The sequence below is a fragment of the Pseudogulbenkiania sp. MAI-1 genome (assembly GCF_000527175.1).
Classification (GTDB): domain Bacteria; phylum Pseudomonadota; class Gammaproteobacteria; order Burkholderiales; family Chromobacteriaceae; genus Pseudogulbenkiania.
The window spans coordinates 4,087,853-4,100,130 of sequence record NZ_AZUR01000001.1 but is presented as its reverse complement, the minus strand read 5'-3'; the positions used below and the strand labels follow the sequence as shown (position 1 = coordinate 4,100,130).

The 12,278-nt window shown below is 66.4% G+C and carries 16 protein-coding genes and 1 other RNA gene; 11 read left to right on the top strand and 6 right to left on the bottom strand.

All coding sequences use genetic code 11. The annotated features are described in order from the left end of the window. Positions 1-29 precede the first annotated feature (29 nt). The 4 genes from PSEMAI1_RS0119240 to PSEMAI1_RS0119230 all read left to right on the top strand — a co-directional run bounded on the left by PSEMAI1_RS0119240 (position 30) and on the right by PSEMAI1_RS0119230 (position 1,434). Complete coding sequence (locus PSEMAI1_RS0119240) at positions 30-239, top strand: hypothetical protein (RefSeq protein ID WP_024304442.1); 210 nt, start codon at positions 30-32, stop codon at positions 237-239. Next, positions 236-547 carry a cell division protein ZapA gene (locus PSEMAI1_RS0119235; RefSeq protein ID WP_024304441.1) on the top strand — a complete coding sequence of 104 codons (312 nt, stop codon included), beginning with the start codon at positions 236-238 and terminating at the stop codon, positions 545-547. The genes PSEMAI1_RS0119240 and PSEMAI1_RS0119235 overlap by 4 nt, the downstream gene beginning before the upstream one ends. A 30-nt stretch (positions 548-577) precedes the next feature. Next, positions 578-761: non-coding RNA, 6S RNA (gene ssrS, locus PSEMAI1_RS21575), on the top strand. A 52-nt stretch (positions 762-813) separates the two neighbouring features. Next, a complete protein-coding gene (locus tag PSEMAI1_RS0119230) occupies positions 814-1,434 on the top strand; it encodes a 5-formyltetrahydrofolate cyclo-ligase (RefSeq protein ID WP_029770848.1) in 621 nt (206 codons plus the stop codon). Between the two features lie 46 nt (positions 1,435-1,480). On the opposite strand, the gene PSEMAI1_RS0119225 is transcribed toward PSEMAI1_RS0119230, so the two are convergent. Beyond that, complete coding sequence (locus tag PSEMAI1_RS0119225) at positions 1,481-1,651, bottom strand: hypothetical protein (protein WP_024304439.1); 171 nt, start codon at positions 1,649-1,651, stop codon at positions 1,481-1,483. A 147-nt stretch (positions 1,652-1,798) separates the two neighbouring features. Next, positions 1,799-1,963: a hypothetical protein gene (locus tag PSEMAI1_RS22080; protein ID WP_198019643.1), complete on the bottom strand. Its 165-nt coding sequence runs from the start codon at positions 1,961-1,963 to the stop codon at positions 1,799-1,801. A 150-nt stretch (positions 1,964-2,113) separates the two neighbouring features. Between PSEMAI1_RS22080 and PSEMAI1_RS0119215 the strand changes: the two genes are divergently transcribed. The 7 genes from PSEMAI1_RS0119215 (at position 2,114) to PSEMAI1_RS0119185 (ending at position 9,375) form a co-directional block, all read left to right on the top strand. Beyond that, positions 2,114-2,572, top strand: coding sequence for an EVE domain-containing protein (locus PSEMAI1_RS0119215; protein WP_024304438.1), 459 nt, complete (start codon positions 2,114-2,116; stop codon positions 2,570-2,572). Further along, positions 2,572-3,381: a sulfite exporter TauE/SafE family protein gene (locus PSEMAI1_RS0119210; protein WP_024304437.1), complete on the top strand. Its 810-nt coding sequence runs from the start codon at positions 2,572-2,574 to the stop codon at positions 3,379-3,381. The genes PSEMAI1_RS0119215 and PSEMAI1_RS0119210 overlap by 1 nt, the downstream gene beginning before the upstream one ends. Positions 3,382-3,459: 78 nt before the next feature. Continuing rightward, entirely contained in the window at positions 3,460-4,401 is a 942-nt protein-coding gene (gene pip, locus PSEMAI1_RS0119205) for a prolyl aminopeptidase (protein ID WP_024304436.1), read from the top strand. A gap of 155 nt (positions 4,402-4,556) precedes the next feature. Next, positions 4,557-7,175: a leucine--tRNA ligase gene (gene leuS, locus PSEMAI1_RS0119200; protein ID WP_024304435.1), complete on the top strand. Its 2,619-nt coding sequence runs from the start codon at positions 4,557-4,559 to the stop codon at positions 7,173-7,175. A gap of 232 nt (positions 7,176-7,407) precedes the next feature. Further along, complete coding sequence (gene lptE / locus PSEMAI1_RS0119195) at positions 7,408-7,938, top strand: LPS assembly lipoprotein LptE (protein WP_024304434.1); 531 nt, start codon at positions 7,408-7,410, stop codon at positions 7,936-7,938. Further along, entirely contained in the window at positions 7,919-8,923 is a 1,005-nt protein-coding gene (gene holA / locus PSEMAI1_RS0119190; protein WP_024304433.1) for a DNA polymerase III subunit delta, read from the top strand. Before lptE ends, holA begins: the two co-directional genes overlap by 20 nt. 164 nt (positions 8,924-9,087) lie before the next feature. After that, on the top strand, positions 9,088-9,375 hold the full coding sequence (locus PSEMAI1_RS0119185) for a hypothetical protein (RefSeq protein WP_024304432.1): 288 nt from the start codon (positions 9,088-9,090) through the stop codon (positions 9,373-9,375). A 51-nt stretch (positions 9,376-9,426) separates the two neighbouring features. Here the strand turns inward: PSEMAI1_RS0119185 and PSEMAI1_RS0119180 are convergent, their stop codons facing one another. The 4 genes from PSEMAI1_RS0119180 to rsfS all read right to left on the bottom strand — a co-directional run bounded on the left by PSEMAI1_RS0119180 (position 9,427) and on the right by rsfS (position 12,200). Then, positions 9,427-10,167 carry a lytic transglycosylase domain-containing protein gene (locus tag PSEMAI1_RS0119180; RefSeq protein WP_024304431.1) on the bottom strand — a complete coding sequence of 247 codons (741 nt, stop codon included), beginning with the start codon at positions 10,165-10,167 and terminating at the stop codon, positions 9,427-9,429. A 358-nt stretch (positions 10,168-10,525) separates the two neighbouring features. Beyond that, complete coding sequence (locus tag PSEMAI1_RS0119175) at positions 10,526-11,047, bottom strand: YcnI family protein (protein WP_024304430.1); 522 nt, start codon at positions 11,045-11,047, stop codon at positions 10,526-10,528. Between the two features lie 222 nt (positions 11,048-11,269). After that, the gene (gene rlmH, locus PSEMAI1_RS0119170; protein ID WP_024304429.1) at positions 11,270-11,740 is read right to left on the bottom strand and encodes a 23S rRNA (pseudouridine(1915)-N(3))-methyltransferase RlmH; all 471 of its coding nucleotides are present in this window, start codon (positions 11,738-11,740) and stop codon (positions 11,270-11,272) included. 91 nt (positions 11,741-11,831) lie between these two features. Beyond that, positions 11,832-12,200 (bottom strand): ribosome silencing factor, encoded by a 369-nt coding sequence (gene rsfS / locus PSEMAI1_RS0119165; RefSeq protein ID WP_029770845.1) that lies wholly within the window; start codon positions 12,198-12,200, stop codon positions 11,832-11,834. Positions 12,201-12,278 lie beyond the last annotated feature (78 nt).

Genomic DNA, 12,278 nt, shown 5'->3' with positions numbered 1-12,278 from the left:
CCCGCCGAGGCTTGGCTATCCTCGCCGCCATGGACAAAGAACTTGAACATCTGGAATCCCGGGTGGCGGCGCTGATCTCCCGCATCCGCGAGCTGGAAGCGCAGAACGGACGCTTTGCCGAGGCGCTGGCGCAGACGCTGAAGGAAAACGCCGAGCTGCACTTCCGCGTCGAGGAAACCAAGACCCGGGTGGCGGCGCTGATCGAGCGGCTGCCCAAAGCCGAGGAAAATGAGGCATGAGCGACGTGGTTCAGGTCGATATCGAACTGCTGGGACGGCAGTTCACCGTGGGGACGCCGCTCGCCGAGCGCGACACCCTGCTGCAGGCGGTGCAGCTGATCTCCGACAAGATCGACATCATCAAGGGGCAGGGGCGCATCGTCGATGCCGACAAGATCGCCATCATGGCCGCGCTCAACATCGCCCACGACCTGCTGAAAACAAAAGTGGGGGGCGGCTTGGAGATGGCGGAGTTTCAGCGTAAAATACGTTCCATGAGTGAAGCCGCTGACGCAGCGCTTCAGCATAGCCAGCAGTCCCTGAGTTGAGCGAAGGGGCTGGCGCGCCACAGATCAGTTCATCCCCTGCGGTGTTCGTGACGGCTCAAAAATTCCTTTGAACCAATGCGTTCGCTTTGGTTGCCAGCATCTGACGTGCAGGTGCGCGCGTCCCTTAGACGGATGTGCCCGAAGCACGAGGCAGGCGACCCCCTGGAAACAGGGTTCAAGCGAATTTTGCCCGAACGGCACTCGCGGGGGGCTCCCTTCCTGGCCCCTGCCCCGATCTGTCACAAGCGCCCTCGTCAATCTCCATCATGATTTCCCTATCGACATTGAGTCCCGATGACAAGCACGCCTTGCGTCGTGCCATCCGTCGCGCCCGCATGAGCCTACCGCCGGCCTATCGGCAGGCCGCCGCGCAGGCGGTGGCGCGCCATGCCCGGCGTTTTCTGGCGCGCGGGCGGCGCATCGGCGGCTATCTGGCGGCCGGTTCCGAGCTGGATCTGGAACCGCTGATGAGCGCCGCGTTGTTCCGCGGTGCCGCGCTGTTCCTGCCGAAGATTCCGGAGCGCGGGCGCCGGCTGTGGTTCTCCAAGCTGGGAGCGGCCGACCGCTGGAGCCATCACCCGCGTTACGGCATCGCCGAGTACCACGGTCCGGTGCTGCGTGCGCACAAGCTGGACGTGCTGTTCGTGCCGCTGTTGGGGGTGGACGAGGAAGGGTATCGCCTGGGGCAGGGCGGGGGCTTCTACGATGCCACGCTGGCGTTCCGGCATCGCCAGCAGCACCGGCGCCGGCCGCTGCTGGTGGGGGTGGCCTACGACTGTCAGCGCGTGCCGAGGGTGCCGCGCGAGCCGTGGGACGTGCAGCTCGATTACCTCGTGACGGAGTCGGGCCTGCACCGCTTCCACCGCCAGCCGATCAAGGAAGAATGAAAAAAAAGGCCGCGTGAGCGGCCTTGGTCATGGCGGCAGCCGCCGCTCAGCAGCGGCCTTTCTTGGCCTGGCCCGGCGGGCAGAAGCTGCCGCCGCCGTCGTCCACCACCACGGCGGGCTCCAGGACAATCGGCGCGCGCACCCGGACGTGGGCGGGCTGGACGACACAGGCCGACAAGGCGCCGGCGGCAATAAGAGCAAGAAGCAGGTTCTTCATATCATGTTCTCCGGCGGTGTCGTCGTGGCCGCCTTGGCCGACACTGCCCAGGGATTGTTGATGCTAGGCGGATTGGTGGATCGTCTGTTGCGTCGTCAGGCGCGGCCGGCTGGGCCTGACTTCACGGTGGCGGTGCCGCGGGATTCCTCAGCGGCGCCTGCCGCCCCTGCCGTCATAACCATACGGATAGTAATGGTAGTGAGGCGCGGGGTAATAATAGTAGTAGCCGTCGTAGTAGTCATACGGGCGTACCGGGCGAATCACACAGCCCGCCAGGGTGCTTGCCACAAGAACGAGGATCAGCGTTTTCATGACGTCTTCTCCTTGAGGAGAGCTGCCGACGGGCGAACGTTGCGCAATGGCCGCGCGCTGAGCACAATAAGCGCCGGCAGCAGATGCAATTCGAGCATAATCGAAGCATGAGGCTGCCGGATACCCGAAAATTGCTAACAATTATTAATCATGCGCTACTGGCTGATGAAATCGGAGCCGGACGAGGTCTCCATCGACCATCTGGCAACCCACCCCGACCAGGCGTTCGAATGGACCGGGGTGCGCAACTATCAGGCGCGCAATTTCATGCGCGACGACATGCGGCCGGGCGACCGCGTGCTGTTCTGGCACTCCAGCTGTCCCGAGCCCGGCATCGCCGGGCTCGCCGAGGTGGTGACGGCCGCGCACGCCGATTCCTCGCAGTTCGACCCCGATAGCCCCTATTTCGACCCCAAGTCCACGCCGGACGCGCCACGCTGGCTGTGCGTCGACGTGCGCTTCCTGGCCAAGACCCGGCTGCTGGCGCCGGCGGAGCTGCGTGCTCATCCGCCGCTCGCCGAAATGACCGTGCTCAAGCGCGGCAACCGGCTGTCCATCACCCCGGTCACGCCCGACGAGTGGGCCTACATCACGGAGCAACTGATCTGATGCTGTCGATTTCCTTGTTGCTGGTGCTGCTCGCCTGCGGCGCGCTGGCCGGCTTTCTGGCCGGTTTGCTCGGGGTGGGCGGCGGGCTAGTGATCGTGCCGGTGGTGGTGGGCGTGTTGACGTCGGCCCGACTGGGCGGCGAGCACGTGCAGCATCTGGCGGTGGGCACCTCGCTGGCGGTGATGGTGTTCACCAGCTTTTCCAGCGTGCTGGCGCACCATCGCAAGGGCGCGGTGGACTGGCGCATCGTGCGGGCCATGGCGCCGGCCATCGTCGCCGGTACCTTCGTCGGCAGCCTGCTGGCCGGCGCCATCCCTGGCCATGTGCTGCGCTGGTTCTTCGTGGTGTACGCCTACCTGATCGGCCTGCAGATGTTCTTCGGCGCCAAGCCGGCGGCGAGCCGCGAGATGCCCGGACTGGTCGGGCAGTGGAGTGCCGGCGGGGTGATCGGCGTGATTTCCAGTTGGGTCGGCATCGGCGGCGGCTCGATGAGTGTGCCGTTCATGAGCTGGTGCAACGTGCCGGTGCACACCGCCATCGCCACCAGTGCGGCACTGGGCTGGCCGATTGCTGTCTCGGGCGCCATCGGCTACCTGATGAGCGGCTGGCAGGCCCCTGGTCTGCCGTGGGGGGCGCTGGGCTTCGTCTATCTGCCGGCCATGCTGGCGCTGATGCTGATGACCGTGTTGTGCGCCCCGCTCGGTGCGCGCGCGGCGCATGCCCTGCCGGTGGCCGGCCTGAAGCGGGTCTTCGCCGTGCTGATGGCGGTGATGGCCTCGCAGATGCTGTACGGCCTGTTGCAGCACTAGCCCCGCCGTCCGATTCAAGTTTTACGTACCGCGCCGACAGAGCGCGGACGATCACCATTCGAGAATGAGAGAGACATCATGCTGTTCCCCCCGCTGGAGCCCTACGCCTGCGGCATGCTGCCGCTGGACGACCTGCACCTGATGTACTGGGAGCAATGCGGCAAGCCGGATGGCGTGCCGGTGCTGTACCTGCACGGTGGTCCCGGCGACGGTTGCTCCCCGGCCTGCCGCCAGCTGTTCGACCCGACGTTCTACCGCGCCGTGCTGTTCGACCAGCGCGGTTGCGGGCGTTCGATTCCGCGCGGCGAGATCCGCAACAACACCACCGCGCACCTGCTCGACGACATCGAACAGCTACGCGAGCATCTGGGCATCGAGCGCTGGCTGGTGTACGGCGGCTCCTGGGGCAGCACGCTGGCGCTGGCCTATGCCGAGGCGCATCCGCAGCGTGTCAGCGGGCTGGTGCTGCGCGGCGTGTTTCTCGGCCGCGACGAGGAGATCGACTGGTTCCTGTCCGGCATGGGGCGTTTCTTTCCCGAAGCGGCACAGCGCTTCGTCGCGCCCATTCCCGAAGCGGTACGTGGCGACTTCCTGCAGGCTTATTACCAGAACCTGACCGACCACGATCCGGAAGTGCATCTGGCGGCGGCGCGGCAGTGGGCGCAATACGAGAGCAGCTGCGCCACGCTTTTGCCCAACCGCGAGGCGGTGGCGCACGCGTCGGCCGAGTTCGCCGCCTTGCCGCTGGCGCGGCTCGAGGCGCATTACTTCATCCATCGCCTGTTCCTGCCGCACAACCAGTTGCTGAAGAACGTCGAGCGTATCCGCCACATCCCCGGCATCATCGTGCAGGGCCGCTATGACGTGATCTGCCCGCCCAAGTCGGCTTACGATTTGGCCCAGGCTTGGCCGAATGGCGAACTCACGCTGGTGGAGGGCGCCGGGCATTCGCTGTGGGAGCCGGGTATCCTGCAGGCGGTGCTCAGCGCGCTGGTCCGTTTCAAGGCGCGGCTGGCGTGAGAACCGAGGCGCGGGGGTCGGCCGGGGCGTGTTTCGGCCGGCGTCGGCTGCCTGTCGGCAGCTTTTCCCGCGTGGCCCTTCTGTGCCGGCCCCTGGCGCGGCTATAATTGGCCGATTGATTTCTCAGCCTTTTTCCGGATTCCGACAAGATCACCATGCAAGAACATTACAGCCCGCGCGAGATCGAAGCCGCCGCGCAACAGAAATGGCAACGGACCGCCGCCTTCAAGGCCGTCGAAGACACCTCGCGTCCCAAGTACTACGCGCTGTCGATGTTCCCCTATCCGTCCGGCAAGCTGCACATGGGCCACGTGCGCAACTACACCATCACCGACGTGCTGGCGCGCTTCAAGCGCTTCCAGGGCTATAACGTGCTGCAGCCGATGGGCTGGGACGCCTTCGGCCTGCCGGCCGAGAACGCCGCGATGAAGAGCGGCGGGGCGCCGGCGGCGTGGACCTACGCCAACATCGACTACATGAAGAAGCAGCTCGACAGCCTGGGCTTCGCGCTGGACTGGGAGCGCGAGCTCGCCACCTGCAAGCCGGACTACTACCGCTGGGAACAGTGGCTGTTCACCAAGCTGTTCGAGAAGGGCGTGATCTACAAGAAGAACGGCGTGGTGAACTGGGACCCGGTCGACCACACCGTGCTCGCCAACGAGCAGGTGATCGACGGCCGCGGTTGGCGCTCCGGCGCGCTGGTGGAGAAGCGCGAAATCCCGATGTACTACTTCGCGATCACCCAGTACGCCGACGAGCTGCTGGAGAGCCTCGACACGCTGGACGGCTGGCCGGAGCAGGTCAAGACCATGCAGCGCAACTGGATCGGCAAGAGCTTCGGCGCCGACGTGGTGTTCGCCTACGACGAGGCCAGCGTCGGTCACGGCGGTGAGCTCAAGGTCTACACCACCCGCCCGGACACGTTGATGGGCGCCACCTACGTCGCCGTGGCCGCCGAGCACCCGCTGGCCACTCAGGCCGCCGCCAGCAATGCCGAACTCGCCGCCTTCATCGCCGAGTGCAAGAAGGGCGGGGTGTCGGAAGCCGACATCGCCACCCAGGAAAAGCGCGGCATGGATACCGGCCTGTCCGTGATCCACCCGCTGACCGGCGAGAAGCTGCCGGTGTGGGTCGCCAACTACGTGCTGTGGGGCTACGGCGAAGGCGCCGTGATGGCGGTGCCGGCGCACGACGAGCGCGACTTCGAGTTTGCCAACAAGTACGGCCTGCCCATCAAGCAGGTGTACAGCCTGGCTGCCGGCGACGACGATTTCGACGCCAGCCAGTGGCGCGACTGGTACGCCGCCAAGGACGACAGCATCAAGACCGTGAACAGCGGCAAGTACGACGGCAAGGGCTTCTCCGCCGCCTTCGACGCCATCGTCGCCGACCTGGAAGCCAAGTCCGCCGGCGCCAAGAAAACCCAGTACCGCCTGCGCGACTGGGGCATCAGCCGCCAGCGCTACTGGGGCTGCCCGATCCCGATCATCCACTGCCCGTGCTGCGGCGACGTGCCGGTGCCGGAAGACCAACTGCCGGTGGTGCTGCCCGAGAACGTGGTGCCGGACGGCGCCGGTTCGCCGCTGGCCAAGATGCCGGAATTCTACGAAACCACGTGTCCCAAGTGCGGCGGCGCGGCCAAGCGCGAAACCGATACCATGGACACCTTCGTCGAGTCCTCCTGGTACTACGCGCGCTACGCCAGCCCGAAGTGCGACACCGCGATGGTGGACAAGCACGCGGCCGACTACTGGCTGCAGGTCGACCAGTACGTGGGCGGCATCGAGCACGCCATCCTGCACCTCTTGTACGCACGCTTCTTCCACAAGCTGATGCGCGACGAGGGGCTGGTGTCGTCGGACGAGCCGTTCAAGAGCCTGCTGACCCAGGGCATGGTGGTGTGCGAGACCTTCTACCGCGAGCTGCCGAACGGCGCCAAGGACTGGATCGCGCCGCAGGACGTGGTGCTGGAGCGTGACGGCAAGGGCAAGATCCTGTCCGCCACGCACCGCGTCGACGGCCAGCCGGTCGCCATCGGCGGCATCGAGAAGATGTCCAAGTCCAAGAACAACGGCGTCGATCCGCAGGAGTTCATCGAGAAGTACGGCGCCGACACCGCGCGCCTGTTCATGATGTTCGCCGCGCCGCCGGAGCAGAGTCTGGAGTGGTCCGACGCCGGCGTGGAGGGCGCGTTCCGCTTCCTCAAGCGCCTGTGGAAGGTGGTGCGCGATCACGCCGAGGGTGGTGTGGTGGCGGCCTACCAGGGCGGCGAACTCGATGCCGGCCTCAAGGAGCTGCGCTTCAAGCTGCACGGCACCATCCAGAAGGTGGCCGACGACTACGGCCGCCGCCAGCAGTTCAACACCGCCATCGCCGCGGTGATGGAGCTGCTCAACACCTACGACAGGACCGACCGGAGCAGCGATGCCGGCCGCGCCGTGGCGCAGGAGGTGCTGGAGGCGGTGGTGATCCTGCTCTCGCCGATCGTGCCGCACATCACCGATACGCTGTGGAACGTGCTCAAGCCGGGCAGCGAGCTGTTGGCGCAGGCCTGGCCGAAGGTCGACGAGGCGGCGCTGGTGAAGAGCGAAATCGAGCTGATGGTGCAGGTCAACGGCAAGCTGCGCGGCAGCATCACCGTCGCTGCCGACGCCGCCAAGGACGCGATCGAGGCCGCCGCCATGGCCAACGACAACGTCCAGAAGTTCATGGAAGGCAAGCCGGCCAAGAAGGTGATCGTGGTGCCGGGCCGTCTCGTCAACATCGTGGTATAAGAACCTATTCAGAATCTGTCGCGAGCGGCCCTCGGCGGGGTGAAGAGCAGCGCAGAAACCGGAATGGACATGCAGTCCATGAGGATTTCTGATCGCTGAGCGAATCAATAGATTCGCACGCAGTGCCCATGAGCCCCGATCAGGGACGCGCAGCAGGATCATGAACAGGTTAAGCGGGCGTTAGCGCCTGATGGGCCGGGTTTCCCGGCCTTTTTGCTCCGGGGGAAATGGCATGACCCGATTCATCCGCTGGCTGGCCTTCGCCGTGCTGGCCCTCACGCTTGCCGCCTGCGGCTTCCAGCTGCGCGGCACGGCGGGTTCGACCGTGCACCAGCTGCCGTTCCACAGCGTCTACCTGTCCGGTGGCGACGGCAGCATCAAGCCCTACCTGCGTACCGCGCTCAAGCGCCAGCCGCAGGTCTCCGTGACGGTATCGGCCAGGGACGCCGAGGCGATGCTGACCATCGCCGAGGAGAAGGTGTCGAAGGACATCCTCACCATCAACAGCGTCGGCAAGGTCAACGAATACCAGCTGATCTACCGCGTCACGGCACGGCTCAGCCAGCGTGGCGTGGCATGGGGGCCGGACATGACGGTGATCGTGCGCCGCACGCTGGGCTATTCGGACAGCGCGATCCTCGGCAAGGAACAGGAAGAAACGCTGCTGTGGAACGATATGCGGCGCGACGCCGCCGAGCAACTGGTGACCCGCCTCAGCTATCTGCAGGCGGCCCCGGGCGAGCATGCCGGCACTCAGCCCTGACGCCCTGCCGGCCGCGCTGGAGCGCGGCCTGGCGCCGCTCTACCTGATCCACGGCGAAGAGGCGCTCCTGGCGCTGGAGGCCGCCGACGCGCTGCGCCAGGCGGCCAAGGCGCGCGGCTACCTGGAGCGCGAGGTGCTGACGGTGGAGGCCGGCTTCGACTGGTCGCGGCTGACCGAGGCGATGGGCAGTGTGTCGCTGTTCGCCTCGCTCAAGCTGCTGGAGCTGCGCATCCCCGGCGGCAAGCCGGGCAGCGAGGGCGGCGAGGCGCTGCAGCGTCTGGCCGAGGCCCCGCCCGACGACACCGTGACGCTGGTGATCCTGCCCAAGCTCGAGCGCATGCAGCTCTCCAGCAAGTGGTTCGTCGCGCTGGAGAAGGCCGCGGTGGTGATCCATGCCGCGGCGGTGACTCGGCAGCAGCTGCCGGGCTGGATCGGCCGGCGGCTCAAGGCGCAGGGATTGACGTTGAGCGAAGAGGCGCTGAGCTTCTTCGCCGATCGGGTCGAAGGCAACCTGCTGGCGGCACGGCAGGAAATCGACAAGCTGGCCATCCTCCACCCCCGCGCCACCCTCGATCTCGACGCCATCCGCCAGGCGGTAGCCAACGTGGCGCGCTTCGACGTGTTCCAGCTCTCGGCGGCCTGGCTCGCCGGCGACACGGTGCGGGTGATGCGCATGCTCGACGGCCTGGAGGCCGAAGGCGAGGCGCCGGTGCTGGTGCTGTGGTCGTTCAGCGAGGACGTGCGCATGCTGCTCAAGCTGCGCCAGGGGCTGAAGGACGGCCGCCAGGTGCGCGACCTCGTGCGCGAGCTCAAGCTGTGGGGCGACAAGCAGCGCCTCGCCGAACCGGCGCTCAAGCGCATCGGGCCGCGCACGCTGATGGCGGCGCTGGCCGAATGCGCACGCATCGACCGCCAGATCAAGGGTGTGGAACCCGGCGATCCATGGCCGGCGCTGAAGGCGCTGGGCGCGCGGCTGGCGGCCTGAATCCCCTCCCTGGCACGGTGCGTCCGTGCCATTTTTCTGTCTTTTAGGCCGATTTGCAGCTACTAGCTTCGAAATTATACTATTGTCATTGAAACCTATGGCGTTTACCATTGTCATCCAGAATGGGCAAGATCCCGTATCTTGAATGACATTGGAGTCATGGTGTGACTGCGACAGTACACAATTGGCAGGAAGAAGGCCGCACGCGCAGCAAGATGATGGTGGTCGAGAACATCTACCAGACGCTGGACACCCTGCTGACCGCGGACGACAGCCGCGTGGTCAACTGGGATGGGCGCATCTTGCGCGTGCACAAACTCAGTTCGCGCAAGGCGACGCAAATCCTGCAGAGCCCGGATTCTTTCCCCGGCCTGCTCGGGGTGTTCGACCACCGTGCCACTTACCGCGACCTGGCCGACGCGCTGGGCGATATTCTCGGCATCCGCCTGTAACCGTCCGGCGGGCTGTCGTCGAGCGACCTTGTTTTTCAGTCCGCGAGCCTGTTACAACCCGGCGCCCGGCGCGAAGACGGCGCGTGCGCGCGGCCCGTTCCCTCCCCCCTTGCGCTGCTGGTAGGACGCCAGCACCTTGGCGACGTAGTCCCGCGTTTCACGGAACGGCGGGATGGTGTTGCGATATTTCTGCACCGCGCCCTCGCCGGCATTGTAGGCGGCGATCACCAGCGGCAGGTCGTGGTTGAAGCGTTCCAGCAGGAAACGCAGGTAGCGCGCGCCGGCCTGGAGGTTCTGGCGCGGGTCGGTGAGCAGGGTGACGCCGAAGCGCCGGCCGGTGTCCGGCATCACCTGCATCAGCCCGACCGCGCCCTTGGGCGAGACGGCCTGCGGGTTGTAGGCGGATTCCACGGTGACGATGGAGTGCAGCAACTGGACGTCCAGCCCGAACTCGCGGGCGGTGCGGCTGATCAGCCGGCTGAAGCGGGCGGCCGCCTGCGGGTCGACCGCCGGGGGCGTGGCGGTGCCGACATTGGCCGCGGCTGGCGGTGGCGGGAGGCTGTCGCGGCTGAGCGTGGCGCCCAGCCCCGGCGTGGTGGCGTCGGACAGCACGGCGGAGCGGTCGGCGGCGTCGGGTCCGGGCAGCGTGCCGCGCTGGAACAGCTGGTAGCGTTCGTCCACCGGGTGATTGGCCAGATGGGCCTGACCCTGCTCGTCGACATAGCCGTACAGATCGGCTCGGGCGTAGCCGGACAGCAGCAGGGCAGACAGCAGCATCAATGGCAACTTCATAATAAAGTCCCTGTCAGAAACGGGTTGTTTAATATAACGTATTGATTTATATGTCTTTATGCTAGCCTGATTGAAGTGACTTTCCAAGTGAGAGAGGCGAAAACATCAGCCTGTTCGATCAACTGAGCGCTACCCCAGGACCCTGGTGGACAAGCTCATGCCGGGCGGCGACCTGGCCGGGCAGGGCGTCAAGCTGTGGCCGGGCTGGTTCGGCCGTGGTTGAGTCGCGCTGGAATAGCGTAGGACGGATCGGGGCTCCCGCGGGAGCCCCGATCGTTTGGAGGGGGCAGGCGTCAGGCCGAGGCACCTTGGCCCTGTTCTCGGCCGGGTCGGCAACGCCAGTAGGGCGGTGCCGTGCTTAGTGGCGGTGCGCGTCGCCCGGGGCGACGAGCTTGAGCGTGGCGGCCGGGGTCGGTAGGTCGTGGGCGTCCTGGCCGGCGGCCGGAATGTCGACCCAGCGCGTCTCGCCCTTGGCGCAGCGCTGCTCGACCTTGAAGTATAGGGTCTCGCCCGGCGTCTTGGGCAGGCGCGCGCGGAACACGAATTCGTCGTAGAAGGCGTCCGGCAGATCGCCGCCGCTCCAGCTCACTTCGCTGACGTCCTCGGTCACCTGTTCGCCGTAGTAGTCGTACGGCTGGGCCAGTTTCTGCTTCTGCACCGCCAGCTGCCAGCCGGCTTTCGGCATCGGCTTGAGCTTCTGCACGCCGGCCGGCACGATCAGTTTGAGGGCGGTGGTCGGCGAGCCGGCGCAGCCGTGGCCGACGCGCAGCACGCCCTTGTAGGTGCTGCCGGCTTCGGCTTGCGGGGTTTCCAGCGTGACGTGGGCGGAGGCGGTAGCCGCCGCGAACAGCAGCGGCAGCAGGGCGAGGGGATGGCGCATCGGGAAAGATCCTTGTTGAGAATGGTTCTTGATGCGGCAGTGTAGCCGTGCCGCCTGGCGGCTGGAATGCGACAAACTGTCGCAGTCCGGGCGGGCTTCCTCTGAGGCGGGGCGCTCGACGGTGGAGCGGAAGCGGCGGGAAGGAGGCGTTTCGGCCAGGCACGTCGGTGATCCGGCGCGGGCCCGGCTCAAGTCATCGGTGCCCGGGAGCCGCCGTCGGTGTCACTCGCGGTGGTAGGGATGGTTGTTGAGGATGGAGAGCGCGCGGTAGAGCTGTTCGGCCAAGAGCACGCGCACCATGCCGTGCGGCATGGTCAGCGCGGAGAGCTGCAGCAGGGTGTCGGCGCGCGCCTTGAGTTCGTCCGACAGGCCGTCGGCGCCGCCGATGACGAAGCACAGGTCGTCGCCACCAGCGAGCCAGTCCTTCATCGCCTCGGCCAGCTTCATCGTGGTCCAGTTGCGGCCGCGCTCGTCCAGCACCACCAGCTTGCTGCGCGGCGGGATGGCCGCGATGAGCCGGGCGTGCTCGGCGGCGATGCCTTTTTCCGCCGTGACGCCGCCGCCGCGTTTCTCCGGCTTGATTTCCTTCAGTTCCAGCGTGACGTCGCGGCCGAAGCGCTTGGCGTAGTCCTGGTAGGCCTCGTCGACCCAGCGCGGCATCTTGGTGCCGACGGCGAGGATGGTGATTTTCATGGTGTCAGCAGGGGAAAGGCTTGGCCGAAGGCGGTGTCGCGCCGTGGCGCGGGGGCTTCGGCCAATCTTGTCGGTGCGCTAGTCGCGGTGCTCAGACCACCGACCACGGCTTGCCGCCGCTGGGCAGGAACGACGGCTTCTGGCCGCCCCACAGCGCCTCGAGGTCGTAGTAGTCGCGTACCGCCGGCAGCATGACGTGGATCACCACGTCGCCGGCGTCGACCAGCACCCATTCGCCCGACTCCTGGCCTTCGCTGCCGACGATGTCGACGCCGGCTTCCTTCAGCGTGACCTGCACGTTGTTGGCCAGTGCCTTGACCTGGCGGTTGGAGTCGCCGGTGCAGACGATCATGCGCTGGAACAGCGAGGTCAGCTCGCTGGTGTCGAGTTCGATGATGTCCTTGCCCTTGATGTCTTCCAGGGCTTCCACGGCCAGTTTGGCGATAGCGTCGATGTCCATGTTTCCTTCCACAATGTTTGGATGGGGCGCTGCCTCGGGATCGAGGCAACGTCCGGTATTCAGGGGCTTTGGCCGCCG

Bases quoted from the DNA above. Each gene is read 5' to 3' on its own strand.
- PSEMAI1_RS0119240 (WP_024304442.1), top strand. From the start codon at position 30: ATGGACAAAGAACTTGAACATCTGGAATCCCGGGTGGCGGCGCTGATC.
- PSEMAI1_RS0119235 (WP_024304441.1), top strand. From the start codon at position 236: ATGAGCGACGTGGTTCAGGTCGATATCGAACTGCTGGGACGGCAGTTC.
- PSEMAI1_RS0119230 (WP_029770848.1), top strand. From the start codon at position 814: ATGATTTCCCTATCGACATTGAGTCCCGATGACAAGCACGCCTTGCGT.
- PSEMAI1_RS0119225 (WP_024304439.1), bottom strand. From the start codon at position 1,651: ATGAAGAACCTGCTTCTTGCTCTTATTGCCGCCGGCGCCTTGTCGGCC.
- PSEMAI1_RS22080 (WP_198019643.1), bottom strand. From the start codon at position 1,963: ATGAAAACGCTGATCCTCGTTCTTGTGGCAAGCACCCTGGCGGGCTGT.
- PSEMAI1_RS0119215 (WP_024304438.1), top strand. From the start codon at position 2,114: ATGCGCTACTGGCTGATGAAATCGGAGCCGGACGAGGTCTCCATCGAC.
- PSEMAI1_RS0119210 (WP_024304437.1), top strand. From the start codon at position 2,572: ATGCTGTCGATTTCCTTGTTGCTGGTGCTGCTCGCCTGCGGCGCGCTG.
- pip (WP_024304436.1), top strand. From the start codon at position 3,460: ATGCTGTTCCCCCCGCTGGAGCCCTACGCCTGCGGCATGCTGCCGCTG.
- leuS (WP_024304435.1), top strand. From the start codon at position 4,557: ATGCAAGAACATTACAGCCCGCGCGAGATCGAAGCCGCCGCGCAACAG.
- lptE (WP_024304434.1), top strand. From the start codon at position 7,408: ATGACCCGATTCATCCGCTGGCTGGCCTTCGCCGTGCTGGCCCTCACG.
- holA (WP_024304433.1), top strand. From the start codon at position 7,919: ATGCCGGCACTCAGCCCTGACGCCCTGCCGGCCGCGCTGGAGCGCGGC.
- PSEMAI1_RS0119180 (WP_024304431.1), bottom strand. From the start codon at position 10,167: ATGAAGTTGCCATTGATGCTGCTGTCTGCCCTGCTGCTGTCCGGCTAC.
- PSEMAI1_RS0119175 (WP_024304430.1), bottom strand. From the start codon at position 11,047: ATGCGCCATCCCCTCGCCCTGCTGCCGCTGCTGTTCGCGGCGGCTACC.
- rlmH (WP_024304429.1), bottom strand. From the start codon at position 11,740: ATGAAAATCACCATCCTCGCCGTCGGCACCAAGATGCCGCGCTGGGTC.
- rsfS (WP_029770845.1), bottom strand. From the start codon at position 12,200: ATGGACATCGACGCTATCGCCAAACTGGCCGTGGAAGCCCTGGAAGAC.